This is a genomic window from Arthrobacter sp. AFG20 (assembly GCF_002892795.1).
GTDB lineage: Bacteria > Actinomycetota > Actinomycetes > Actinomycetales > Micrococcaceae > Arthrobacter.
In genome coordinates, this window is the sequence record NZ_PJMC01000003.1 from 90,361 (window position 1) to 113,976 (window position 23,616).

Sequence of the window (23,616 nt, forward strand, 5' to 3'; positions counted from 1 at the left end):
CTGTGAAAGTACTGATTGTTGGCGCGGGTCCCGCCGGATCCACCGCCGCGTATTATCTCGCCAAAGCCGGCATCGACGTCACGGTCCTGGAAAAGACCAGCTTCCCGCGCGAAAAAGTGTGCGGCGACGGCCTCACTCCGCGGGCTGTCCGCGAGATCCAGAAGCTCGGACTGCCGCACCCCGAACAGGACGGCTGGCGCAGGAACAAGGGGTTGCGCCTGCTCGCCGGCGGCCGCAGCATTGAACTGCCGTGGCCCGAGGTGTCCGATTTTCCGCAGTACGGCCTGATCCGTACCCGCCTGGGCTTCGACGAGGAACTTGCCCGGCACGCGCAGGCCGCCGGCGCCACCGTCCTGGAACGCCACAGCGTGACGGAGGCGCTCCGCAACGGTGACGGCCGCGTGACCGGCGTGCGCGCAGCGCTCGTGGACGAGTCCGGACGGAAGACGGGGGAGACGCTCGACTTCACCGCCGACGTCGTGCTTGCTGCCGACGGCAACTCCACCCGCACCGCCGTCTCCCTTGGCATCCAGAAGCGCGACGACCGGCCCTTGGGCGTCGCCGTCCGCACCTACTTCACCTCGCCGCGGCATGACGACGACTGGATGGAAGGCTGGCTGGAACTTCCGGGCCGCGACGGCAAGCTCCTGCCCGGCTACGGCTGGGTGTTCGGCGTCGGAGACGGCACGTCCAACGTGGGCCTGGGCATCCTCAACTCGTCCAAGGAATTCGGCAAGCTCGACTATAAGCAGGTGCTCCGCGAATGGACCGCCGGCATGCCCGCCGAGTGGGGCTTCACCCCGGAGAACCAGGTGGGGGAGATCCGCGGTGCCGCCCTGCCCATGGGCTTCAACCGCACCCCGCACTACTCGCCCGGCCTGCTGCTCCTCGGCGACGCTGGCGGCATGGTGTCCCCGTTCAACGGCGAGGGCATCTCCTACGCCATGGAGTCCGCCCGCTTCGCGGCAGAGTTCATCATTGACGCCAGCTCCCGTTCGGCCTCCGGGGGCTGGAACGCGTCCGACGCCGACACCCGGCTCGCAGGGTACGCCGACTATGTCCGTGAACAGTGGGGATCCCACTTCACGCTGGGGCGTGCCTTCGCAGCGCTGATCGGCAAGCCCGCTGTCATGAAGCTCGCGCTGCGGACCGGGATGCCCATTCCCGTGCTGATGCGCTTCGTGGTCCGGCTGCTGGCCAACCTGACCGACCCGTCGGCCAAGGGCTTCGAAGACCGCGTGATCCGTCTCCTCGAACTGCTGGTCCCGGCCACCTCCAACTCTTCCGCCCTTGCCCCCTCCGGCTCCAAATCAGCGGTTTCCGCAACAAAAAGTTAGGGTTAACCCGTGACCAACTCCGCGAACCACAGCTGGACGCACGCCGGGCATGGCCTGCCGGACTCCGAACCCAGCCTCAACACCACTGCCATCGCCACCGGACTGCAGCTGCCGGCAGGCTTTGCGGCCATCGCGGAAGACCCCGACCTGGGTCCGGCCCTCACCACCAACCTGGCCCGGGTGGAGAAGAAACTCCGCGAAGCCATCGCCAACTCCGACCCCCTGGCTGACGCAACGTCGCGTCACCTCGTGGAAGCCGGCGGCAAGCGCATCCGCCCCCTGCTGACCCTGCTGTGCGCCCACCTGGGTGACGCGTCGCTGCCCTCCGTGGTGCAGGCCGCCGTCGTGGTTGAGCTGACGCACCTGGCCACCCTGTACCACGACGACGTCATGGACTCCGCGCCCTTCCGCCGGGGAGCACCAACGGCCCACGAGGTCTGGGGCAACTCGGTGGCCGTCCTCACCGGTGACCTCATCTTCGCCCGCGCCTCCATCCTCGTGTCCGAGCTGGGCGGCCGCGCGCTCGGCATCCAGGCCCGGACCTTCGAGCGACTGTGCCTGGGCCAGCTGCACGAAACCGTCGGGCCGCGGCCGGACGAGGACCCGGTGGAGCACTACCTGTCCGTGATTGCCGACAAGACCGGTTCGCTGGTGGCGGCCTCGGGCCAGTTCGGTGCCATCTTCTCCGGCGCTGATGAGGCATACGAGAACGTCCTGGTGGAGTACGGCGAGAAGGTCGGCGTCGCCTTCCAGCTTGCCGACGACGTCATCGACGTCACGGGCGTCAAGGTCAAGTCCGGCAAATCCCCGGGTACGGACCTGCGTGAAGGCGTTCCCACCTTGCCTGTGCTGCTGCTCCGTAAGGCCGCGGCGGACGGTGACCAGTCCGCCGTCGAACTTCTCAAGCTGATCGACGGCGACCTCTCCTCGGATGAGGCCCTCGCCGAAGCCGTCGCCGGGCTGCGCGAGCACCCTGTCACGGCCGAATCCTGGGTGGTGGCCCGCGCCTGGTCGGCCGAGGCCATCGCCGCGCTGGCCCCGCTGCCCGAGGGGGTTGTGAAGGCCTCGCTGTCCAGCTTCGCGCACGCCGTGGTGGACCGCGCCAGCTAGCCTGGCCACAGCTTTGGGCCCGGTATCCGTGAGGTGCCGGGCCTTCTGGCTTAACCGGCTTAAACGGAACGGCCCCGTTTCCCTGCAGCGTTACGAGTCAAACGCTGCGCGGAACCGGGACCGTCTCTCCGTTCGCATCAAATCCACCGGAGGCATTCAGTGGATCCGAGAAACACTCTATGACAGCTTTGTCACATCTCCAAAATCTCTTGTTAAGCGGCGTGTCACGCAGTCCACTCTCGCGAGGCCGCGCCGTCGTGACCCTGTTTAATCATCCGGGCTGAAAGACACGCCGTCGGCACGGCGCGTCGTGAGGAGCCGGCCGTGAAACCGGGTCATGACGGACGTGTCTGTTTGTGCACATACGCAAACCCGCGGCTCCCCAGCAGCCCCGGGCGCGCGGACCGTGGAGTGATGGACCTTGAGAAATATCTGGTTCGCCGAGGGGGAGTGGCCAAAAGGGGCGATCTGCTGCGCGCCGGGTTCCGCCGTCCCGCCCTTGAGGCTGCGGTGGATTCCGGCCGACTGTACCGGCCGCTGCGCGGGGTCTACGCACTGCACACCGCGGACGACGGCGTCCTGACCGCCTTCAGGGCGAACGGCCGGCTAACGTGCGTGTCGGCGGCCCGCTTCTACAGCCTTTGGGCCCTTCATCCCCCACGGGAAGTGCACCTGAGTTGCGGCAACGGGGTGCCAAAGGTCGGCGTAATTGACCACGCCCCATGTATGCACGCCTCCGAACCGGGCTATCCGGTGGCGGGCCTGGCCGACGTGCTTCTGCACGCACTCAGGTGCCTGCCGGAGCTTGAGGCGCTGGCACTGGTGCAGTCAGCCACCGGCCGGGGCCAGATATCCGCAGACTTCCTGAGGGGAAAACTCACCGGGAACAGGAACGGCCGTGCCCGCACCGTTCTGGGCCTGCTGATACCGCGGGCGGATTCCGTGCTGGAGATATTGGCCCATACCCACTTTGTCCGGGCAGGACTCACTGTCCGCATGCATGTTCCCCTGACTGGGGTGGGCGAGGTTGACTGCCTGGTTGAGGAATGCCTCGTGGTGGAGTTGGACGGGTCCACGCACTTTGAACCCCGGCAGGTCAAGAAAGATCAGCGGAGAAACAACGCCAGCATGCGCGGGGGGTTTCTCACGCTGCGCTATTACTATGACGACGTGGTCTATCACCCCGAGGCCATGGTGGAAGAGGTTTTGGCTGTGCTCCGTCTGCGGACACAAGGCAGGTTCGCTCCCGAGTGACGCCGTCGTGACCCCCTTTGCGGCCGCGGGTCCCGCGACACGCCGAGGAAAGCGGCGAGTCGCAGCGCGGACGCGACCAAACAGGGTCAGGACGGCAGCAAAAAACTAGTCCTCGTCGTTGAAAGCCCAGTCGAACATGTCGAAGACGAACTCCGAGAAGGTGCCTTCCTCGCTCTTCCACTGGCCGCGGGCGTTGTTCCGGCGGTAGACGATGGGGTCGGGTACGCTCAGGTCGCCGGTGCGGAAGCCCCAGGTGAAGTTTTCTTCCTCGTCCTCCAGGAACATGAGGAAGCCTTCGTCGTCCACCTCGAGTTCCTCAGGGTCCCAGAAGTAGTGGTAGGCCTCCATGAGGTCCTCGCACCCGCCGAGTGCCAGGTAGAACTCGCGCAGCACCAGGGGAATGGTGAATTTGTGATCGGAGAGCTCCGCGTCCAGCTCCTCGGCGGACAGCCCGTCCTCTTCCTGCCATTCGTCTTCGAGATACTTCGGAACAAGCGCGCGGAACTTCTCGAGGAACATGTCAGTCATGGCTCTTATCCTAGCTAATCCCGGCCCCTCGAATTCCCAGGTTCGAGCCCCAGGCGGTGCCACCCGCGGACCGCCAGCGGGATGCGCCATGACCTGCGCCAGGCCACCACCCGGAACGCGAAGACCAGGGCCGCCACGGCGCTTGCCGAGAGGGCGTTGAACGCACCCAGCAGCCACAGGATCGTGGTGAGTACGGCGCCCAAGAAGGCCGGCAGCGCGTACAGGTCCCGGGCATCGAACAGCTGGGGCACCACGTTGGCGGTAATGTCGCGCAGCAGGCCGCCGCCCACCGCCGTTGTGACGCCGAGCAGCACGGCAGCGATGGGGTTCATCCCGAAGGACAGGGCCTTGAATGTGCCTGTTATGCAGAACAGGGCCAGGCCGGCGGCGTCGAACAGGGTGAGGAGCGAGGTGAAGCGCTGCACACTGGCGAAGAGGTAGTACACCAGCCCGGTGGCCAGCAGCGGCGGCACCAGATAGGCCGGGTTGCTGAACGCGGCGGGCGGGCCGGAGTTGAGGATGATGTCGCGGATGACGCCGCCGCCGAGCGAGACAAGGGAGGCGAGCAGGAGGGACCCGACGACGTCGAACTGCTTCCGAGCGGCCAGCAGCGATCCGGACACCGCGAAAAAGAAGATGCCGGCCAGGTCCAGCCATGCCAGGGCGATGTCAAAAGAGAATGTCATGGAGCGTCCCGGCATATTCAAGGGGCGGACAGTGCAGCTCCAACGTTACGCTAGCCCCTATGAATAGCCCGATCCTGATCGCCTGCGCCCATGGGACCTCCAATGCGCAGGGAGCCGCGGAGGTCAACGCACTCCGTGACGCCATCGCCGCGCTGCGCCCGGGGCTCGACGTCCGTGAAGCATATGTGGACGTCCAGCAGCCTGATCTGGTGGACGTGGTGGCCGGGCTCCCAGAGGACCAAATCGCGGGAGCACCCCAGACCGCAGGCGGGCCCGGCGCCGCCGCTGCCTCCGCCGTCGTCGTCCCCTTGCTGCTCAGTGTGGGCTACCACGTGAAGGTGGACATCGCGAAGGCCGTGAAGAGCCGGCCGGGGACGGCGGCCGCGGCCCCGCTGGGACCGGACCCCCGCCTCGCCGCCCTGCTGGACCAGCGGCTGCGGGAGGCCGGTGTTACGGACAACGACGCGATCGTCCTCGCCGCCGCGGGCTCGTCCAACCCGAACGCCGCGGTCAGCGTCGAGGAACTGGCCGAGCAGCTGCGGGCCCTGCGCTCCAACCGGATCGTGCCCGCGTACGGCGCCTCGGCCAAGCCGTCGGTGCCGGAAGCCGTGGCCATGCTCCGCGAGGAAGCCGCGGGCGGCGCCGGGGCGGGGGAGTCTGCCGGGGGAGTGAGCGTCGGCGGCCGCGTGGTGGTGGCCTCGTACCTGCTGGCGCCGGGCTTCTTCCACGACCAGCTCGCCAAGGCCGGGGCGGACCTGGTGACCGAGCCGCTGCTGCCCTCGCCGGTGCTCGCGGAAATCGCGCTGGAACGGTACGACGCCGCGCTGGCGGCCCATGCTGTCAGGTCCTGAATAGCGCCGGGAAGCAGGCCGCCTGAAAGCACAGCCGGCGGCGCCGTTCAAGGCCTCCCGGCGAGTCATGACGAAATGTTTCCTTAGGTGACTTAGCATTTCCGGGCCTTTGTGACGTGTTTCGGGGCGGCCCTACAGTCGATGCATGACTGATACAGCTCTAGCCGGAGCGGCCACGGACAAGCCCGCGCGCCCGGCCCGTGCCTCCCGACCCGCCGCCAAGCCCCACGGCCAGTGGAAGGTGGACGGAACCACGCCGCTGAACGCCAACGAAACCTGGAAGCAGGAAGACGATGGCCTCAACGTCCGCGAGCGTATCGAGTCCATCTATGCCAAGGAAGGCTTCGACGCCATCCCCGGCCAGGACCTGCACGGCCGCTTCCGCTGGTGGGGGCTGTACACGCAGCGCAAGCCCGGGATCGACGGCGGCAAGACCGCCACGCTGGAACCGCACGAGCTTGAGGACAAGTACTTCATGCTCCGCGTTCGCATCGACGGCGGTGCGCTGACCACCGAGCAGCTGCGTGTCATCGGCCAGATCTCCGTGGACTTCGCACGAGATTCCGCTGACCTCACGGACCGCCAGAACATCCAGCTGCACTGGATCCGCGTCGAAGACATCCCGGAGATCTGGCGCCGCCTCGAGAGCAACGGCCTGTCCACCACCGAAGCCTGCGGCGACGTTCCGCGCGTCATCCTCGGCTCGCCGGTGGCCGGCATCGCCAAGGACGAGATCATCGACCCCACCCCGCTCATCGAAGAGCTGGGCGAGCGGTTCATCGGCAACCCGCTGCTGTCCAACCTGCCGCGCAAGTACAAGACCGCCATCACCGGCCACCCCAGCCAGGATGTGGTGCACGAGATCAACGACTTCGCCCTGGTCGGCGTCAAGCACCCCGAACTCGGCATCGGCTACGACCTCTGGGCCGGCGGCGCCCTGTCCACCAACCCGATGCTCGGCAAGCGCCTCGGCGCCTTTGTGAAGCCGGAGCAGGCCGCGGACGTGTGGCTCGGCGTCACCAGCATCTTCCGCGACTACGGCTACCGCCGCATGCGCACCAAGGCGCGCCTGAAGTTCCTCATGGCCGACTGGGGTCCCGAAAAGTTCCGCCAGATCCTCGAGGACGAATACCTCGGCTACAAGTTGGCCGACGGTCCCGCCGCCCCCAAGCCGTCCACCCCGGGCGACCACGTGGGCGTGCACGAGCAGAAGGACGGCAAGTTCTTCATCGGCGCCACCCCCATTGCCGGCCGCCTCTCCGGCGCGCAGCTGGTGAAGCTGGCCGATACCCTCGAGGCCCGCGGCTCCTACCGCTTGCGCACCACCCCGCACCAGAAGATCGTGGTGCTGGACGTTCCCAAGGACGAGGTGGAGCCGCTCGTGGCCGAACTCGACGCCCTGGGCCTGTCCGCCCGCCCGTCGGTGTTCCGCCGCGGCACCATCGCCTGCACCGGCATCGAGTACTGCAAGCTGGCCATCGTTGAAACCAAGGTCACCGCAGCCACGGCCGTCGCCGAGCTGGAACGCCGCCTTGCCGACCTCGCGGACAGCGGCCAGCTCCCGCAGGCCCTGTCGCTGCACATCAACGGCTGCCCCAACTCCTGCGCCCGCATCCAGACCGCGGACATCGGACTCAAGGGCATGATGCTCCCCACGCCCGACGGCGACCCCACCCCGGGTTTCCAGGTCCACCTGGGCGGCGGGCTGGCTTCCGTCGAACGCGACGAGGCCGGCCTGGGACGTACGGTCCGCGGCCTGAAGGTCTACGTCGCCGACCTGCCGGACTACGTCGAGCGGGTTGTCCGCAAGTTCGTCGCCGACCGTGCCGAGGGCCAGACCTTCGCCGAGTGGGCCCACGCAGCTGACGAGGAGGCACTTCAGTGACGCCGGTTCAGTCAAAGCGCTCCGCCGAGGAGCTGAAGGCCCTGGCCGAGGCCGGCGGCGCCGAGCTCGGCTGGGACGCCCCGGCCCGCGACGTCATCGCCTGGGTCGAGCGCAACTTCGACATGCCCGCCGTCGCCGTCGCCTGCTCCATGGCTGACGCCGTCCTGCCGGCTTTGGTCGCTGACCAGCTTCCCGGCGTCGACGTCCTATTCTTGGAGACCGGCTACCACTTCCCGGAAACCTACGCCACGCGCGACGAGGTGGCCGCAAGCCTCCGCGTCAACGTGGTCGAGGTGCTCCCCGAGAACACCGTGGAGCAGCAGGACCGGCTTCTGGGCAAGGACCTGTTCGCCCGCGACGCCGCCCAGTGCTGTGCCCTCCGCAAGGTGGCCCCGCTCCGCCGCACGCTCGCCGGCTACGAACTCTGGTTCACCGGCGTCCGCCGCGACGAGGCCCCCACCCGCACCAACACGCCGCTGGTGACCTGGGACGAGGCCAACGGCCTGGTCAAGGTCAACCCGATGGCCGCCTGGACGTTCGACCAGCTGGTCCAGTACTCCGACGACAACCTCCTGCCCGTCAACCCGCTCCTGTCCCAGGGCTACCCGTCCATCGGTTGCCAGCCCTGCACCCGCAAGGTGGCCGCCGGCGAGGACCCCCGCGCCGGCCGCTGGGCAGGAACCAACAAGACAGAATGCGGACTACACGTATGAGCACTTTCATTACTGAGGAGCCCACCCTGGTGACCGACGCCGCTGAATCCACGCGCCTCTCCAGCCTGGACACCCTCGAATCCGAAGCGATCCACATCATCCGCGAGGTTGTGGCCGAGTTCGAGAAGCCGGCACTGCTGTTCTCCGGCGGCAAGGACTCCGTGGTCATGCTGCACCTGGCCACCAAGGCGTTCTGGCCGGGCAAGGTCCCCTTCCCCGTGCTGCACGTGGACACCGGCCACAACTTCCCCGAGGTCATCGACTTCCGCGACCGGACCGTTGAGCGGCTGGGACTGAAGCTCGTCGTCGGCAGCGTCCAGGAATTCATCGACCGCGGCGAGCTGGCGGAGCGTGCCGACGGCACCCGCAACCCGCTGCAGACCGTCCCGCTGCTGGACGCCATCCAGTCCAACAAGTTCGACGCCGTCTTCGGCGGCGGCCGCCGCGACGAGGACAAAGCCCGCGCCAAGGAGCGCATCCTGAGCCTGCGCGACGAGTTCGGCCAGTGGGACCCGCGCAACCAGCGCCCCGAACTGTGGAACCTGTACAACGGCCGCCACACGGTGGGCCAGCACGTGCGTGCGTTCCCCATCAGCAACTGGACCGAGCTGGACGTGTGGCGCTACATCGAGCGCGAAAACATTGAACTTCCGGGCCTGTACTACGCCCACGACCGCGAGGTCTTCGCCCGCGACGGCATGTGGCGCGCGGTGGGCGAGGTGTCCCAGCCGCTGCCGCACGAGGAAGTCATCACCAAGACCGTCCGCTACCGGACCGTCGGTGACATGTCCTGCACCGGCGCCGTCGAATCGGCCGCCGCCACCGTGCGCGACGTCGTGATCGAAGTTGCCGCGTCCACCATCACCGAACGTGGCGCCACCCGTGCGGATGACCGCATCTCCGAGGCCGCCATGGAAGACCGCAAGAAGGACGGCTACTTCTAATGACTACCGACATTGACACCGCCCGCGCCGCGGCGCTCCTGGACGAGGCCCCGCTCGCGTCCGCCTCGCTGTTCCGCTTCGCCACCGCAGGATCGGTCGACGACGGGAAGTCCACTCTGGTGGGCCGCCTCCTGCACGACTCCAAGGCCATCCTCGCCGACCAGCTCGACGCCGTTGCCCGCACCTCCGCGGACCGCGGCTTCGGCGGTGCGGCCGGCGGCATCGACCTCGCCCTGCTGACCGACGGCCTGCGCGCCGAGCGCGAGCAGGGCATCACCATCGACGTGGCCTACCGCTACTTCGCCACGGACCGCCGCAGCTTCATCCTCGCGGACTGCCCCGGGCACGTGCAGTACACCAAGAACACGGTGACCGGCGCGTCCACCGCGGATGCCGTCGTCGTACTCATTGACGCCCGCAAGGGTGTCCTGGAGCAGACCCGCCGGCACCTGTCCGTGCTGCAGCTGCTGCGCGTGGCGCACGTGATCGTGGCCGTGAACAAGATCGACCTCGTGGACTTCAGCGAGTCGGTGTTCCGCGAGATCGAGGCGGACGTTCAAAAGGTTGGCCGTGAGCTGGGCCTCGGTTCGGACGGCATCACCGATCTGCTGGTGGTTCCGGTTTCCGCGCTCGACGGCGACAACGTGGTGGAGCGCTCGGAGCGCACCCCCTGGTACACCGGCCCGGCGCTGCTCGAGGTGCTCGAGACGCTGCCCGCCGCCGATGAGCTCGAAAGCCACCTGGAGAGCTTCCGCTTCCCCGTGCAGCTGGTAATCCGGCCGCAGGGCGCGCTGGCACCGGACGCTGTTGCCGGCGGGCTCGACGTCGAGGAATACCGCGACTACCGTGCCTACGCCGGGCAGATCACCGAGGGCTCGGTGAAGGTGGGGGACAAGGTCAGCGTGCTGACCCCCGGCCAGGACCCGCGCACCACCACGGTCACCGGCATCGATTTCGCGGGCGCCTCGCTGGAGGAAGCCTCCGCCCCGCAGTCCGTGGCGATCCGCCTGGCCGACGAATTCGACGTCGCCCGCGGTGACACCATTGCCGCCGCCGGTACCGTCCGCGAAAGCTCGGCCGACCTGTATGCGCAGCTGTGCTGGCTGTCCCCGAAGCCGCTGCGCGAGGGCGCCAAAGTTCTGGTCAAGCACGGCACCCGCACGGTGCAGGCCCTGGTCCGCAGCGTCAACGGCAAGCTGGACCTGGCCACGTTCAACCTCGAGGGTGCCTCCAGCCTGGAGCTCAACGACATCGGCCACGCGCAGCTCCGGCTCGCCGCCCCGCTGCCGCTTGAGAACTACCTGCACCACCGCCGCACGGGCGCGTTCCTGGTGATCGACCCGCTCGACGGCAACACCCTCGCCGCCGGCCTGGTCAAGGACCACCCGGGCGACCACGAGGACGAGCGCTACAGCATCTGATTCCGCCGGGTACGCCGGAAACCTGCGAGGCCGCCGTAGCGATACGGCGGCCTCGCTGCGTTCCCGCGAACTCGGCGTGCCGGCCTGCCCTTGCCACCTGCTTCCCGCCCCAGCATGATCGTCAGTGGGAGGCGAAGCATGGAATCCATCACCAGCCGGCTCATCAACTGGGCATCCATCCTGGACGAGAAGACCCGCGACCAGGCACTTACCACCTCCCGTCTGCCCTTCATCTACCCGCACCTGGCACTGATGCCGGACGCGCACCTGGGCAAGGGCGCAACGGTGGGGTCTGTCATCCCGACGCTCGGCGCCATCATTCCGGCCGCCGTCGGGGTGGACATCGGCTGCGGCATGATCGCGGTGCGGACCCAGTACACCCTCAAAGACCTGCCGCGGGACCGGAAGCCGCTGCGCGAGAACATCGAGCGCGCCGTTCCGCTGTCCGCGGGCCACAACAACCGCAAGGTGACGGCCACTGCGGAGCCGCGCATCGCCGAACTGCACCGGCGGGCCGAAAAGGCCGGCTTCAACCCGGCGCAGTACGTGGCGAAATGGGACCTGCAGCTTGGCTCACTCGGCTCCGGCAACCATTTCATTGAGGTGTGCACCGACGAGACCGACGCCGTCTGGCTGTTTCTGCACTCCGGCTCACGCGGCATCGGCAACAAAATAGCCCAGCACCACATAAAGGTTGCGCAGGGAGTGGCAAGGGACAAGCGCATCACCCTGGAGGACCCGGACCTCGCGTACCTGGAGGAGGGCACGCCGGAGTTCACGCGATACATCGAGGAGCTGCGCTGGGCCCAGCACTTCGCCCTCCTGAACCGCGAGGAAATGATGGACCGCGTGATCCGGCAGTTCAGTGAATGGGTCGGCGGTACGGTCAAAGAGACGGAGCGGATCAACTGCCACCACAACTTCACCCAGCAGGAAACGCATTACGGGAAGTCGGTCTGGGTGTCGCGCAAGGGCGCCATCAAGGCCGAGGCCGGCGACCCCGGCCTGATTCCGGGATCCATGGGGACGGCGTCCTACGTCGTGGAGGGACTCGGCAACACCGCCTCCCTGAACTCCTCACCGCACGGTGCAGGCCGGGAGTATTCGCGTAATGCGGCGCGCAAGGCATTCTCGCTGGCCCAGCTCAAGGAGGCCATGCACGGCATCGAGTTCCGGGCCACCGAAGCGTTCATCGACGAGATCCCGGCCGCCTACAAGCCCATCGACCAGGTCATGCACGACGCCGCGGACCTCGTGAAGGTACGGCACCGGCTGCGCCAGCTGGTCAATGTCAAGGGGGACTAGCAGCGAAATTCCAGGGGCGCGCAGGCAGGCGGATTTTTGTGGCCGAATATGACGTTGCATGAACCTGCGTGACCCCCGGTTTCCACTCCGTTGAACCCCGTTTACGCCAGTCCCTATGGTGAATCCATGAGTACTTCCAGGCCGGGCATGACCCGCATTGTGGCCGGCGAAAGCCAGACGCCCAAGCGCCGCCGCGCCCTGGAAGTTGCGCTGGCCGTCGGCCTGGTCCTGCTGATCAGTATTGGAGCGGTTGTTGCGTCGGCAGTGGCCCGGGATTCCAACGCCTCGGCGGCCCCGGACGCGGCAGGCACCCCGGCAGCGGAGCTGAAGCTGGGCTACTTCGGAAACATCACGCACGCGCCGGCACTGGTCGGAGTGAAGCAGGGCCTCATTGCCAAAAACCTGGGCGACACCAAGCTCAGCACGCAGGTGTTTAACGCCGGCCCGGCAGCGATCGAGGCGCTGAACGCCGGCGCCATCGACGCCACCTACATCGGCCCGAACCCGGCCATCAACTCGTTCGTCAAGAGCAAGGGCGAATCCATCAGCATCATCGCCGGGGCAGCCTCCGGCGGCGCACAGCTGGTGGTCAAGCCGGAGATCAAGACCGCGGCGGACCTCAAAGGCAAGACCCTGGCCTCCCCCCAGCTCGGCGGCACCCAGGACGTGGCACTGCGCGCCTGGCTCGGCAAGCAGGGCTACAAGACCAACCCCGACGGCGGCGGGGACGTCGCCATCAACCCCACCGAAAACGCCCAGACCCTGAAGCTGTTCCAGAACGGCAAGCTCGACGGCGCCTGGCTGCCCGAGCCGTGGGCCTCCCGCCTGGTCCTCCAGGCCGGCGCGAAGGTCCTGGTCGATGAGAAGGACCTGTGGGACGGCTCGCTGACCGGCAAGCCCGGCGAGTTCCCCACCACGATCCTGATCGTGAACAAGAAGTTCGCCGCCGAACACCCGCAGACCGTGGAAGCCCTGCTCAAAGGCCACGTCGAGGCCGTGAAATGGCTCAGCGATGCCCCGGCTGCCGAGAAGGCCACGGAAGTGAACGCCGCCCTGAAGGAGGCTGCCGGCAAGGCGCTACCGCAGGAAGTCATTGACCGCTCGCTGGAAAATATCGTGTTCACAGTGGACCCGCTGGCCGGGGCATTCAAGAAGCTGCTGCAGGACGGCGTGGACGCCGGCACCACCAAGCAGGCCGACATCAACGGCATCTTCGACCTGGCGAAGCTGAATGAAGTCACCGGTGAAAAGACCTCTGCCGCAGGGCTGGGCAAGGAGTAATCCGGTAAGACATACAAGAAGGATCCGGCGGGGCATTCCCGCCGGATCCTTTTGGATTAAAGCCCTTACAGCACCGCCGAATAGTCCGCGGAATATTCCGGCACGGCCGAATACTCAGGCACGGCAAACGGGTCCTCCGCGTTTTTCAGGGCGTAATAAAAGACCATGCCGTCCGGGCTTTCCTGGCTTCCGACATATTCGGCGGCAACCCATTCTCCGCCAGCCACGGCTCCGGCCCAGGCATGGGCCTCCTCCCAGTGGACGGCGGAGGCCATCCGGCCGGGCTGCAGGCTCATGGACACGGCGACGCGCACCGAGGCTGCACCCTCGGAGGAATGGGGGCAGGTAAAGCCGACGATGTCCACGGAAACTCCCGGGGTGGCCAGGCAAGGCCGGCGGGCCATGGTGGTGGCCGCCGCATCCAAGCCTCCGGAACCGATGTCCTGCCGCGCCAGTGCGTGCACCTGGCTGCGGAAGGTGTTCAGTTCTGCCCCGCACTGCGTCCGGATCCTGTGAACCAAAGCTGTGATCATGTCCCCCTCGATTCAGGGAGGGCGTTACGCCGCCCCGTCGTGATTATGGACTTACACAACCACCCGGTAACTTGCTTCACAATGCCCGGCGACACCCGCCGTCGTGCAACGCAACAGTGCTTCATCTTCCGCAGTTGGGCGTAACAAACGGGCGTGCCGCCGCACGTTGCCGCGCGTGCCGCCCGCAGGAGACGCGCCGTCCTTAGACGTGCATCCGCGCCACGAAACGGAACCTGTCCCCCCGGAACACCGACTCGGTCCACTCCACGGGCTGCCCGTCCGGGGTGAAGCCAAGCCGGTGGACCAGCAGCATGGGGGCGCCCATTTCGACGTCGAGGAGCTGCACCTCGGCCGGTCCGGCCAGCTTCGTCTCCACTGTGTCCTCCACCTCGGAGATCCGGATTTCGTAGTCCTCGCGCAGGGCAGCGTACAGGGAGCCCCGCTCCGCCACGGTCCGCGCCAGGTCCGGCAGCGGCCCCGCAAGGAACGCAACCTCGTGCGCGAGCGGCTCGCCGTCCACCAGCCTTATGCGCTCCACCCGGTGAATTTCCGTTCCCGGCTCCACCGCCAGGCGCCGTGCCGTGGCCGGGTCGGCCGGGAGCACGCTCACGTCCACGATCCGGGCCGCAGCTGTTAGGCCCTGGCTCGCGGCGTCGTCGGTGAAGGATGTGAGCTGGCGGACGTGCGTCACCTTCGGCGGCGCCACATAGGTTCCCCGCCCCTGCGTCCGGTCCAGGCGGCCCTCGGACACCAGTTCGCCGATGGCCTGGCGGACGGTGGTGCGGGATGTTCCGTACTGCTCGGCGAGCGCGCGCTCGGTGGGGATCAGCGTTCCGGGGGCCGCATCCTCGATGAGGGTGAGGATCTGCTCCTTGAGTACGTAGTACTTGGGCAGGGCAGCGGCCGCGGGGGTTTCCATGATTCTGATGGTACCTATTGACACGAAAATTGGTCTAGGCCAAAATGATGGAAATTGGTTTACACCAATTCCCGTTTTGCAACAGTTCCAGACCACCAATCCCCCACCCCACTTCCAAGGACCCAAAGATGTCGTTCCTGCAAGACCTGCGCCAGACGCCCCGCCTCGGCCTTCTGGTCGGCGGCACCGCCGCCACCATCGGCATAATCTACGGCTACGATCTGTCGAATATCGCCGGCGCCCTGCTGTTCATCACCAAGGAGTTCCAGCTCTCCACCAGCCAACAGGAGTTGGTGACCACCGCCGTCGTCATCGGTGAAGTCTTGGGCGCCGTCCTCGGCGGCTGGCTCGCCAACAAACTGGGCCGCAAGGCCTGCATGGTGGGCGTCGCCGGAGCATATGCCGCCTTCGCGGTGCTCAGCGCCCTCGCCGCTGATGTGCCCATGCTGCTCGTCGCCCGCCTGCTCCTGGGCCTGACCATCGGCATCTCCGTGGTGGTGGTGCCCGTCTTCGTGGCCGAGTCGGCGCCGCCCAAAGTGCGCGGCGCCCTGCTCGTGGCCTACCAGGTGGCCACCGTCATCGGCATCATCATCGGTTACCTGGCCGCCTACGTGCTGTCCGCCACCGAAAACTGGCGGCTGATGCTGGGCCTCGCCGCCGTCCCCGCCCTCGCGGTCCTCGCCGTCACCCTCCGCCTTCCGGACACCGCCCGCTGGTACATGATGCGCGGACGCACCGAAGAAGCCCGCCGCACCCTCAGCTCGATCGAGCCGGATGCCGACGTCGACGCCGAACTGGCGGACATGCGCCAGGCCATCAGCGAAGAGCGCGGCGGCGGCCTGCGCGAGATGCTCCGCTCGCCGTACCTGAAGGCGACCGTATTCGTCGTCGGCCTCGGCTTCTTCATCCAGATCACCGGCATCAACGCCGTGGTCTATTACAGCCCCCGAATCTTCGAGGCCATGGGCTTCACGGGCAACGCCGCCCTCCTGCTGCTGCCCGCGCTGGTTCAGGCCGCTTCCCTGGTGGCCGTGTTCGTCTCACTGTCGCTGGTGGACCGGGTGGGCCGGCGCCCCATCCTGCTCGGCGGCATCGGCATGATGATCGTGGCCAACGCCATCCTGGTGGGTGTCTTCATGGCCGGACGCGACTTCGGCGGAGTCCTGACCGTAGTCGGCTTCCTCGGCGTGCTGCTGTTCACCGTGGGCTTCACTTTCGGCTTCGGCGCGCTGGTGTGGGTCTACGCCGGCGAGTCGTTCCCCGCCCGGCTGCGCTCCTTGGGCGCCAGCGCCATGCTCACCTCGGACCTCGTGGCCAACGTGATCGTCGCGGCGTTCTTCCTCACCATGCTGCAGCGGCTCGGCGGTGCCGGCACGTTCGCCGTGTTCGGGGCGCTGGCAATCGCCGGCTTCGTCTTCGTCCACCGCCTCGCCCCCGAAACCAAGGGCCGGAACCTCGAGGAAATCCGCCACTACTGGGAAAACGGCGCACGCTGGCCGGAAGCCACCGGCAACAATGACAGCAGCAGCACGCCGGCGGCCAAGTGATGCGCCACGTCCTCGGCCTGGACATCGGCGGCTCCAAGACGCACGCCATTCTGGCGGACGTTGTTGCGGCAGGCACCGTGCCAACGGACGACGACGGGGGCGCACCGCTCGTTCAGGGCGTCGCCGAGTGCACGGTGGGCAGCGCGAACATCGCCTCCGTCGGGCCGGACGAAGCCGCCGCTGCGCTGGATGACCTCGCCGCCCGGCTGGGCATCGGCGATCCTGCGGCCCACGGAATAGACACCGTGTTTGCCGGCGCCGCGGGAGCGGACACGCCCGCAGCCCGGGAACGCCTGGCGGGCCTGCTCTCCCGCCGGTTCCCCGGAGCCCGGATCCACGTGGACCACGACACCCGCATCATCCTCGCCGCCGGCGGCCTCACCGCAGGCACGGTCCTCATCTCCGGTACGGGCTCCGCCGCCTGGGCGAAGGCCGACTGCGGCCCGGAGGCACGGGCGGGCGGCTGGGGTTATCTGCTCGGCGACGAAGGCAGCGGCTATGCCGTGGCCCGCAGCGCGGTCCGCAACGCGCTGCGGGAATCCGACGACGGCCTGCCAGCCGGGCCGCTGACCGCCCGGCTGCTGGTGCAGACCGGAGCCGCGGAACCCGGGGAGCTGCTGGACCTCTTCTACCGCCAACCGGAGCGCCGGTACTGGGCCGGACTGGCCGGCACCGTGTTCGCCCATGCGGCCTCGGACCCTGCGAGCGCAGCCATCGCCGACGACGCCGCCCAGCAGCTCGCCGGCCTGGCCCTGACGGTGAACCGGAGGCTGGGCACTCTTCCGGCCGCCGCACCGGTCCTGCTGGCCGGCGGAATGCTGGTGAACCAGCCGTCGCTGGCCGGCAGGGTGCGCGAGCTGCTGGTAGCCGGCGGCTTTGCCGACGTCCGCGTGCTGGACCGCGCGCCTGTCTGGGGCGCCGTGCAGCTTGCCCGCCAGCTGGCCAGCGCACCGCCAGCCGCCAAGATCCCCGCCTGATCCCCTTCCCCGCTATCCCCCTTACCCCGCTGATCCCCCAAGGAGACCCATGACCGCCCCACACACCGTCGTCGCGAAAAACACCGCCACCACAGCTCCACTTCCCGGTTCCCTGATGGCCGCCGAAATCCTGGAACAGCCGGAGGCACTCGCCCGGCAGCTTGAGCACGGGCGCTCAGCCATCACCCGGCTGGCCGCCACCCTCCGGGACGCCGACATCAGGTACGTCCTTCTGGCCGCACGCGGCACCAGCGACCACGCGGCCCTGTACGCGAAGTACCTCATCGAGACGGTGCTGGGGCTGCCGGCCGGGCTGGCGTCGCCGTCGAGCCTCACGGTGTACGGCGCGGAACCGAAGATGGACGGGGTGCTGTGGCTGGCGGTCAGCCAGTCCGGCGGCTCTCCGGACCTGGTGGACTCCACCGCCGCTGCCGCCCGGGGCGGCGCCCTCACCGTGGCCGTCACGAACGCCCCGTCCTCACCGCTGGCCGCTGCAGCCCGGCACCACCTGGACATTCTGGCCGGGCCAGAGCGCGCCGTGGCCGCAACCAAGAGCTACACGTCGCAGCTGCTGGCGCTGTGGCAGCTGATCGACGCCTGGGCCGGAGGAAACGGCGCGAAAGCCGCGGACCTGCCGCGTCTCGCGGCCGATGTCCTCGCCAGGCCGGAGATACTGGAGGTTGCAGACCGCTACCGCTTCGTGAACCACATCATCACCACGGGACGCGGCTTTTCCTACCCCACCGCACGGGAGGCGGCACTGAAACTGATGGAAACGTCCTACCTGGCCGCGCACGCCTTCTCCGGCGCGGACCTGCTGCACGGGCCCTTCGCCATGATCGACGCCGACCGGCCGGTCATCGCCGTCGCCTCCTCCGGCGCCGGCGGCCGTGCCCTGCAGCCGGTGCTGGAACGCCTCGCCGAACGGGGCGCCGACGTCTGCCTGGTGGGCGACGCAGGAGCCGCCCGCCCGCTGAACCATGTGGTGCCGCTGCCGGCCATCCACGAACAGCTCTCCCCGATCCTCGAAATCATGCCCCTGCAGCGGCTGGCGCATGCAATGGCGTCAGCCCGCCACAGGGACCCTGACGCTCCCCGCGGCCTGCGCAAGATCACGGAAACCTGGTGAGTCCCACGCTCATTTCTGCTTCCCGGGTCATCCTTCCCGACGCCGTGCTGGAGCCCGGCTGGGTGGAGACCGACGGCGGCCGCATCACCGCGGCTGGTCCCGGGCTGCCGACCCGGGAGCCGGACGCCGCTTTTCCGGACGCCACCCTCGCGCCCGGCTTCGTGGACGCCCACATCCACGGCGGCGGCGGCTTCAGCTTTAACGACGCCGACCCTGCCGCCGCCGCGGTCCGGATCGCCGGGGTGCACCGCTCGCACGGCACCACCACCCTGATGGCCAGCCTGGTCACCGCCCCGCTCACCCAGCTTGAGAAGGCGGTGGCCGCGCTGGCGGCCCTGGTGGAGGAAGGCGTTCTGGCCGGAATCCATTTGGAGGGCCCCTGGCTCAGCCCCGACCACCGGGGCGCCCACGCGGAGCATCTTCTGCTGGCGCCGGAACCGGCCGCCATCGACCGGCTGATGCTGGCTGGGCGGGGTACCGTCCGGATGGTCACGATCGCGCCGGAACTGGAAGGCGGCCTGGCCGCCGTCCGGCAGATCACCAGCTACGGCGCCGTCGCGGCCATCGGCCACACCGGTGCCGGCTACGACCTGGCGCGTCAGGCGATTGCGGCCGGGGCCACCGCCGGGACGCATGTGTTCAACGCGATGCGGCCGCTGCACCACCGGGAACCCGGCCCCGCACTGGCGCTGCTGGAGGATCCCGCGGTGTTTGCCGAGGTGATAGCCGACGGCGTCCACCTCCACCCGGCGCTGGTCCGCTTCATTGCGGCCAGCCCGGCCCGCGCCGTCTTCGTCACCGACGCCATGGCCGCGGCCTGCGCGCAGGAGGGCACATACCAGCTCGGCGGGCTGGACGTCCGGGTGTCCGACGGCGAGGCGCGCCTGGTCAGCGACGGCACCATCGCCGGCAGCGTCCTCACGCTGGACGCGGCGGTACGGCACGCTGTCCACGACGCCGGCATCCCGCTGGCCGATGCCGTCCGCGCGGCCAGCCAGAACCCGGCGGACATGCTGGGGCTCTCCGACGTCGGCCGCATCGGCAGCGGACAGAAGGCGGACCTGGTGGTCCTCACGGCGGAGCTCGAGGTGGCCGCCGTGATGAAGGAAGGCGAGTGGCTCGCTGGCTGAGCCCCGCTGGTTGAGCGGCGTCAGTCGCTAGTCGTCCGGGCTCTGGTTCAGCACCTGGAAGTTGGGGCCGATGTTGACTTCCACCTCGGACCCGTCGCTCTTACGGATCTCGACCTCGTAGGAGGAACCGGCGTCGTCGCCCCGTTCGACCTCGGTGACCTGTCCGGGGCCGACTTTGGCCATTGCGGCGTCGACTGCTTTGTCGCGGTCGGTCTGGTTCAGCGGCTGCTGGGTGCTCCCGCTGCCCGTTGTGTCGTCATCGAAGGGGTTCACGGAAGCCGCAGCCACCGACGCGCCTCCCAAAGCCGCCGCAGCGACCGCTGCTCCGATGATCCACGCTGTTCTCTTGCGCACGGCAGACTCCTTTACGTTGTTTTTCCAGTGTCCCCCTGCGGAGGGAACCGGACAAGGAGCGTTCTTTAGCCGCCGTCGCCGTATGACTGCCGTGCCAGGCGGGCGAACTCCGTGATGAGAACCGACGGATCGTCCTTCCAGTACGCGAGGAACACGGAAATGGGCGGCGCGTCCCGGACAACCTTGTAGGCCACGCCGGGCCGTGGGTACTGCGTGGCTGTCGCCTCAGAGGACATCCCCATGGCCTGTCCGGTGGAGATCAGTGTCAGCCAGTCGTCCACTCCCTGGACCGGGCGGAGGGTGGCGGGCTGCGCGTCCGGGCTCCACAGGTCCGCCGAGGTGGTTCCCGTCCGGCTGTCCACGGCGAGCGCCCGCCCGGCAAAGTCGGCCATGCGCAGGAAGCGCCGGCGGGCCAGCGGGTCCGTGGCGGCTACCGCGGCGTAGCGCCGTTCCGTTCCAATCAGCGTCTCGGCGAAGCGGGGATCGCTAAGCGGCTTGCGGACGACGGCGACATCAACAGTCCCGTTGGCCAGGCTGGCAGCCGGCGAACCGGATTGCACCCAGACCAGCGGGACAGCAGGGTTCGAATCCTCCCAGCGCCGCTGCACGGCAAGGGTCCGGCTGCCCACCGCGGACCAGGCGTACCCCACCCTGAGTTCACCAGCGTCACCGCGCGCTGCCTCTTCCAGCAGACGGGCTTCGTCCAGGACCCGCCGGGCGTGCTCAATGATCCGATTGCCGGTCGCCGTTGGCGTGACACTGCGCGTCGTCCGCTGGAAAACGCGCACACCGAGTGCCCGCTCCAGCGCAGCAACGGACCGCGAGACGCTGGCCTGCGACGTCCCTAGGGCGATGGCCGCGTCGGTGAACGTCTGCGCCTCGGCAACGGCCACGAGGGCCCGAAGATGGCGCAGTTCCAGATTCATACGGCAATCGTATAGAACCGGCGGCGGGAACATTTATGGGTTTGCGGATCTGCCCGCACACTCTTTGTCTATGGAGACTTTCGTAGAGCACGGCACCGGCCGGGGCCGCAGTCAGTCAGCCCCAGCCCAGGGCTGGCTCCTGGGCGGTGTCCTGACCATGACCGGCAGTGGAATCAGCAACCAGGTGGGCGCCGGCATCGGCGCACACGCATTTTCGGCAGTCGGGCCCGCCGGCGTGGTGGCCGTGCGCCAGCTCGTCGCTGCCGCCGTGCTCCTGCCCGTGGCCCGGCCTCCCCTGCACCGTTTCACCTGGCGCCAGTGGTGGCCGACTATCCTCCTGGGCGCTGCCATCGCCCTGATGAACATCTGCCTGTACGTCGCCATCCAGCGGATCGGCCTCGGCCTGGCCGTGACGCTGGAGTTCCTCGGCCCGCTGGCCATAGCCCTAATGCGCTCGCGGACCTGGCTGGACATGCTGTGTGCGGCCTGCGCCGGCTGCGGGGTCTACGTCCTGGTGCTGCCCGGTCCCAGCAGCGATTTCGCCGGAATCGGCATCGCGATGGCCGCAGCCGCCTGCTGGGCGGCCTACATCGTCCTGAACAGGGTTGCCGGGCAGCGGCTGCCGGGCCTGCAGGCGCCCGCGGCCGCCACCGCGGTTTCCCTCGTCTTTTACCTGCCAGTGACGGCGTATCTGCTGGCCCAGGGTTCGCTGGCCGGTCCTGCGCTGGGTTACTCGGTCATCGCCGGCATGCTGTGCTCGGTCATCCCCTACGCCGCGGACCTCATCGCGTTGCGGCACGTCCAGCCCGGCTTTTTTGGCGTTTACATGAGCATCAACCCGTTGCTGGCTGCACTCTCCGGGACGGTCGTGCTGGGCCAGTTCCTCGCGCTGCATGAGTGGCTGGGCATGGCGATCATCGTCGCCACCAACGTGGCGGCCATTCTGCTCGCCGGACGCAGAAGGCGCCCGTTTTTGCCGGCATCCCGGGGGTAGCCTTGGGGCAGGAGGGCAACATGGCTGTCAGGAGTGCAGGGCTTCTGCTGTATCAGCAGAACAGCGGGGCGGAAGTGGACGTGTGGATCGCCCACATGGGCGGACCCTTCTGGGAGCGCAAGGATGAGCGCGCCTGGTCGATTCCCAAGGGCGAGTACCCCGAAGGCGAGGACCCGCTCGTGGCCGCGCAGCGTGAGTTCGCCGAGGAAATGGGGGTCCCGGCGCCGTCCGCGGACTACGTGCTGCTCGGTACCTTCCGGCAGCCCTCGGGCAAGCTCATCACCGCGTTCGCCGCCGAGTCCGCTTTCGCGCCCGAGAAGATCCTGAGCAACACTTTTCCGTTGGAATGGCCCAAGGGGTCCGGGACAGTCCAGGACTTCCCCGAGATCGACCGCGCCGAGTGGATCGGTGAATCCGAGGCCCGCATCAAGCTGGTCAAAGGCCAGCTGCCAATCCTCGACGCGCTGCTCGAGCACCTCAGAGAACGACGCCCGTGAGATCCGCGTACCTGCACCTGGCGACAGTCATTATGGAACCCGCCGGCGACGACATGCCTGCTCCTGATATTGCCGCCTTGGGTGCCGCAGTCACCCTTGAGCTGTGCGGAAGCTGGGATCATCCGCCGCCCTGCCCGCTGGCGCCGCACCACACCCAGCCGGACAGGGACGGGGACACGGTTACCCTGCGGATCATCTTCGCCACCGAACCGGGGAACGAAGCCCTGGTGCGCACCCGCATCGACAGCGCCCTCCGCGAGGGAAACCTCACGGGCCCGGATGGCCGCACCAGCCGCTGGGCATTCCTCGGCGGCGGCCCCGGCGAACTCGACCCCTCTGAGGCCGAGCACGCCCGGCGCCTCACAGACGGCTAGCGTGTCCCGGTTCCCCCAGAATCGTCCGGTAGATCCCGGTGTGGTCGAGGTCGCCGTCGCCGGCATCGACCATTAGCTCGAAGGCACCGCGGACGCTGGCGGAGAGCGGCAGCTCCAGCCCGGCGTCCTTGGCAATCTCGGCAATGAAGTTCAGGTCCTTCAGCTGGTTTTTGGCAGAGCCGCCGCCTTCGAAGTCCTGATCGATCCAGCGCTGTCCCTTCTGCCTGAGCACCTCCGAATTCGCCAGCCCGCCGGCCAGAATGGACTGCACCTTCTCGGGGTCAAGCCCGGTGGCCGTCGCCACGGCCATGGCCTCGGCGAGGGCCGTGACCGTGGCGGAGACGACGATCTGGTTGCAGGCCTTGACCGTGGATCCTGCGCCGGCTTCGCCAAACCAGACGACAGTGGAACTGTAGAGCCCGAAGAGAGGGAGGAGGCGCCGCACGGTGTCACGCGGCCCTCCGGCCATGGTGCTCAGCCGGCCTTCCTCGGCTCCGATGGTTCCGCCGCTGAGCGGTGCGTCCACCACCGTCACCCCGTGCAGGTTCTTGCAGTCCTCGGCGAACCGGGCCACGGCAACCGGCGACACCGTTCCGTGAATCACCAGGACCGGTTCCTCGATGCCGGCCGCCTTCCACCCTGCCAGCAGTCCGTCCTCGCCGGGCAGCAGGCTGGCGACCTGCGGCAGGTCCGGCAGGACGGTGAGGACGACGCCGGCGGCAGCCTCCGCCGGTGTGCCGGCCACGCGTCCCCCGCCGATGGCCCTGGCCTTTTCCGCGGTGCGGTTCCAGAGCGTGAGCGGGACGCCGGCGGCCAGAATATTGCGGGCGATCGGGGCGCCCATCGGGCCGGTGCCCAGCAGGGCGATGGACTTCAGCTCATTCTGTATGTCTGTCACTGCTGTTTCTGTCACTATGCTCA

At 68.2% G+C, this 23,616-nt stretch carries 24 protein-coding genes and 2 pseudogenes; 18 read left to right on the plus strand and 8 right to left on the minus strand.

Annotated features, from left to right (window positions below):
- The first annotated feature begins 2 nt into the window (after nt 1-2).
- The 3 genes and pseudogenes from CXZ05_RS04070 to CXZ05_RS23660 all read left to right on the plus strand — a co-directional run.
- Nucleotides 3-1,337, plus strand: coding sequence for a geranylgeranyl reductase family protein (locus CXZ05_RS04070; protein ID WP_102971344.1), 1,335 nt, complete (start codon nt 3-5; stop codon nt 1,335-1,337).
- Between the two features lie 9 nt (nt 1,338-1,346).
- Nucleotides 1,347-2,447, plus strand: coding sequence for a polyprenyl synthetase family protein (locus CXZ05_RS04075; protein WP_102971345.1), 1,101 nt, complete (start codon nt 1,347-1,349; stop codon nt 2,445-2,447).
- A gap of 414 nt (nt 2,448-2,861) precedes the next feature.
- Nucleotides 2,862-2,993: pseudogene (locus tag CXZ05_RS23660) on the plus strand (hypothetical protein); the annotation flags it as partial.
- A 200-nt stretch (nt 2,994-3,193) separates the two neighbouring features.
- On the opposite strand, the gene CXZ05_RS23665 reads toward CXZ05_RS23660, so the two are convergent.
- Nucleotides 3,194-3,523 (minus strand): hypothetical protein, encoded by a 330-nt coding sequence (locus CXZ05_RS23665; protein WP_374754624.1) that lies wholly within the window; start codon nt 3,521-3,523, stop codon nt 3,194-3,196.
- Here CXZ05_RS23665 and CXZ05_RS23670 point away from each other — a divergent pair.
- A pseudogene (locus tag CXZ05_RS23670) lies at nt 3,498-3,701 on the plus strand (endonuclease domain-containing protein); the annotation flags it as partial. The gene CXZ05_RS23665 and the pseudogene CXZ05_RS23670 sit on opposite strands and share 26 nt — an antisense overlap.
- A 105-nt stretch (nt 3,702-3,806) precedes the next feature.
- Here CXZ05_RS23670 and CXZ05_RS04085 read toward each other — a convergent pair.
- Both CXZ05_RS04085 and CXZ05_RS04090 read right to left on the minus strand, forming a co-directional pair.
- On the minus strand, nt 3,807-4,229 hold the full coding sequence (locus CXZ05_RS04085) for a hypothetical protein (protein WP_102971347.1): 423 nt from the start codon (nt 4,227-4,229) through the stop codon (nt 3,807-3,809).
- Between the two features lie 14 nt (nt 4,230-4,243).
- Nucleotides 4,244-4,915 (minus strand): trimeric intracellular cation channel family protein, encoded by a 672-nt coding sequence (locus CXZ05_RS04090; protein WP_102971568.1) that lies wholly within the window; start codon nt 4,913-4,915, stop codon nt 4,244-4,246.
- 59 nt (nt 4,916-4,974) lie between these two features.
- Between CXZ05_RS04090 and CXZ05_RS04095 the strand changes: the two genes are divergently transcribed.
- From CXZ05_RS04095 to CXZ05_RS04125, 7 genes are all read left to right on the plus strand, one after another.
- Nucleotides 4,975-5,766 (plus strand): sirohydrochlorin chelatase, encoded by a 792-nt coding sequence (locus CXZ05_RS04095; protein WP_102971348.1) that lies wholly within the window; start codon nt 4,975-4,977, stop codon nt 5,764-5,766.
- A 145-nt stretch (nt 5,767-5,911) separates the two neighbouring features.
- Complete coding sequence (locus tag CXZ05_RS04100) at nt 5,912-7,651, plus strand: nitrite/sulfite reductase (protein WP_102971349.1); 1,740 nt, start codon at nt 5,912-5,914, stop codon at nt 7,649-7,651.
- Nucleotides 7,648-8,364, plus strand: a complete 717-nt coding sequence (locus tag CXZ05_RS04105) for a phosphoadenylyl-sulfate reductase (protein ID WP_102971350.1) — start codon at nt 7,648-7,650, stop codon at nt 8,362-8,364. Before CXZ05_RS04100 ends, CXZ05_RS04105 begins: the two co-directional genes overlap by 4 nt.
- Nucleotides 8,361-9,308 (plus strand): sulfate adenylyltransferase subunit CysD, encoded by a 948-nt coding sequence (gene cysD, locus CXZ05_RS04110; RefSeq protein WP_102971351.1) that lies wholly within the window; start codon nt 8,361-8,363, stop codon nt 9,306-9,308. The genes CXZ05_RS04105 and cysD overlap by 4 nt, the downstream gene beginning before the upstream one ends.
- Nucleotides 9,308-10,729, plus strand: a complete 1,422-nt coding sequence (locus tag CXZ05_RS04115; RefSeq protein ID WP_258006434.1) for a sulfate adenylyltransferase subunit 1 — start codon at nt 9,308-9,310, stop codon at nt 10,727-10,729. Before cysD ends, CXZ05_RS04115 begins: the two co-directional genes overlap by 1 nt.
- A 138-nt stretch (nt 10,730-10,867) precedes the next feature.
- A complete protein-coding gene (locus tag CXZ05_RS04120; RefSeq protein WP_102971352.1) occupies nt 10,868-12,034 on the plus strand; it encodes an RtcB family protein in 1,167 nt (388 codons plus the stop codon).
- A 126-nt stretch (nt 12,035-12,160) separates the two neighbouring features.
- On the plus strand, nt 12,161-13,315 hold the full coding sequence (locus tag CXZ05_RS04125) for an ABC transporter substrate-binding protein (RefSeq protein WP_258006435.1): 1,155 nt from the start codon (nt 12,161-12,163) through the stop codon (nt 13,313-13,315).
- Nucleotides 13,316-13,380: 65 nt separating this feature from the next.
- Here CXZ05_RS04125 and CXZ05_RS04130 read toward each other — a convergent pair whose 3' ends face one another.
- Together CXZ05_RS04130 and CXZ05_RS04135 are read right to left on the minus strand one after the other, a co-directional pair.
- Nucleotides 13,381-13,848 carry a hypothetical protein gene (locus CXZ05_RS04130; RefSeq protein WP_102971354.1) on the minus strand — a complete coding sequence of 156 codons (468 nt, stop codon included), beginning with the start codon at nt 13,846-13,848 and terminating at the stop codon, nt 13,381-13,383.
- 202 nt (nt 13,849-14,050) lie between these two features.
- Entirely contained in the window at nt 14,051-14,767 is a 717-nt protein-coding gene (locus tag CXZ05_RS04135) for a GntR family transcriptional regulator (RefSeq protein ID WP_102971355.1), read from the minus strand.
- A gap of 128 nt (nt 14,768-14,895) precedes the next feature.
- Here CXZ05_RS04135 and CXZ05_RS04140 point away from each other — a divergent pair, with 128 nt between their 5' ends.
- Genes CXZ05_RS04140 through nagA form a run of 4 tightly spaced genes read left to right on the plus strand, consistent with a single transcriptional unit; the run spans nt 14,896 to nt 19,550 of the window.
- Complete coding sequence (locus CXZ05_RS04140) at nt 14,896-16,314, plus strand: sugar porter family MFS transporter (protein WP_102971356.1); 1,419 nt, start codon at nt 14,896-14,898, stop codon at nt 16,312-16,314.
- Nucleotides 16,314-17,291, plus strand: coding sequence for an N-acetylglucosamine kinase (locus tag CXZ05_RS04145; RefSeq protein WP_180987277.1), 978 nt, complete (start codon nt 16,314-16,316; stop codon nt 17,289-17,291). The genes CXZ05_RS04140 and CXZ05_RS04145 overlap by 1 nt, the downstream gene beginning before the upstream one ends.
- 49 nt (nt 17,292-17,340) lie before the next feature.
- Entirely contained in the window at nt 17,341-18,420 is a 1,080-nt protein-coding gene (locus CXZ05_RS04150; RefSeq protein ID WP_102971358.1) for an SIS domain-containing protein, read from the plus strand.
- A complete protein-coding gene (nagA, locus tag CXZ05_RS04155) occupies nt 18,417-19,550 on the plus strand; it encodes an N-acetylglucosamine-6-phosphate deacetylase (protein ID WP_102971359.1) in 1,134 nt (377 codons plus the stop codon). The genes CXZ05_RS04150 and nagA overlap by 4 nt, the downstream gene beginning before the upstream one ends.
- Nucleotides 19,551-19,577: 27 nt before the next feature.
- On the opposite strand, the gene CXZ05_RS04160 is transcribed toward nagA, so the two are convergent.
- Complete coding sequence (locus tag CXZ05_RS04160) at nt 19,578-19,904, minus strand: PepSY domain-containing protein (protein WP_180987267.1); 327 nt, start codon at nt 19,902-19,904, stop codon at nt 19,578-19,580.
- A 65-nt stretch (nt 19,905-19,969) separates the two neighbouring features.
- The gene (locus tag CXZ05_RS04165; RefSeq protein WP_102971361.1) at nt 19,970-20,830 is read right to left on the minus strand and encodes a LysR family transcriptional regulator; all 861 of its coding nucleotides are present in this window, start codon (nt 20,828-20,830) and stop codon (nt 19,970-19,972) included.
- 70 nt (nt 20,831-20,900) lie between these two features.
- On the opposite strand from CXZ05_RS04165, the gene CXZ05_RS04170 reads away from it, so the two are divergent.
- From CXZ05_RS04170 to CXZ05_RS04180, 3 genes are read left to right on the plus strand one after another with little or no spacing between them, the layout of a single operon-like run.
- Complete coding sequence (locus CXZ05_RS04170; RefSeq protein ID WP_102971362.1) at nt 20,901-21,824, plus strand: DMT family transporter; 924 nt, start codon at nt 20,901-20,903, stop codon at nt 21,822-21,824.
- 20 nt (nt 21,825-21,844) lie between these two features.
- Entirely contained in the window at nt 21,845-22,321 is a 477-nt protein-coding gene (locus CXZ05_RS04175; protein ID WP_102971570.1) for an NUDIX domain-containing protein, read from the plus strand.
- Nucleotides 22,318-22,695 carry a hypothetical protein gene (locus CXZ05_RS04180; RefSeq protein ID WP_102971363.1) on the plus strand — a complete coding sequence of 126 codons (378 nt, stop codon included), beginning with the start codon at nt 22,318-22,320 and terminating at the stop codon, nt 22,693-22,695. The genes CXZ05_RS04175 and CXZ05_RS04180 overlap by 4 nt, the downstream gene beginning before the upstream one ends.
- Here CXZ05_RS04180 and CXZ05_RS04185 read toward each other — a convergent pair.
- Nucleotides 22,682-23,608 (minus strand): NAD(P)-dependent oxidoreductase, encoded by a 927-nt coding sequence (locus tag CXZ05_RS04185; protein ID WP_102971364.1) that lies wholly within the window; start codon nt 23,606-23,608, stop codon nt 22,682-22,684. The two genes, CXZ05_RS04180 and CXZ05_RS04185, sit on opposite strands and share 14 nt — an antisense overlap.
- Nucleotides 23,609-23,616: the final 8 nt, after the last annotated feature.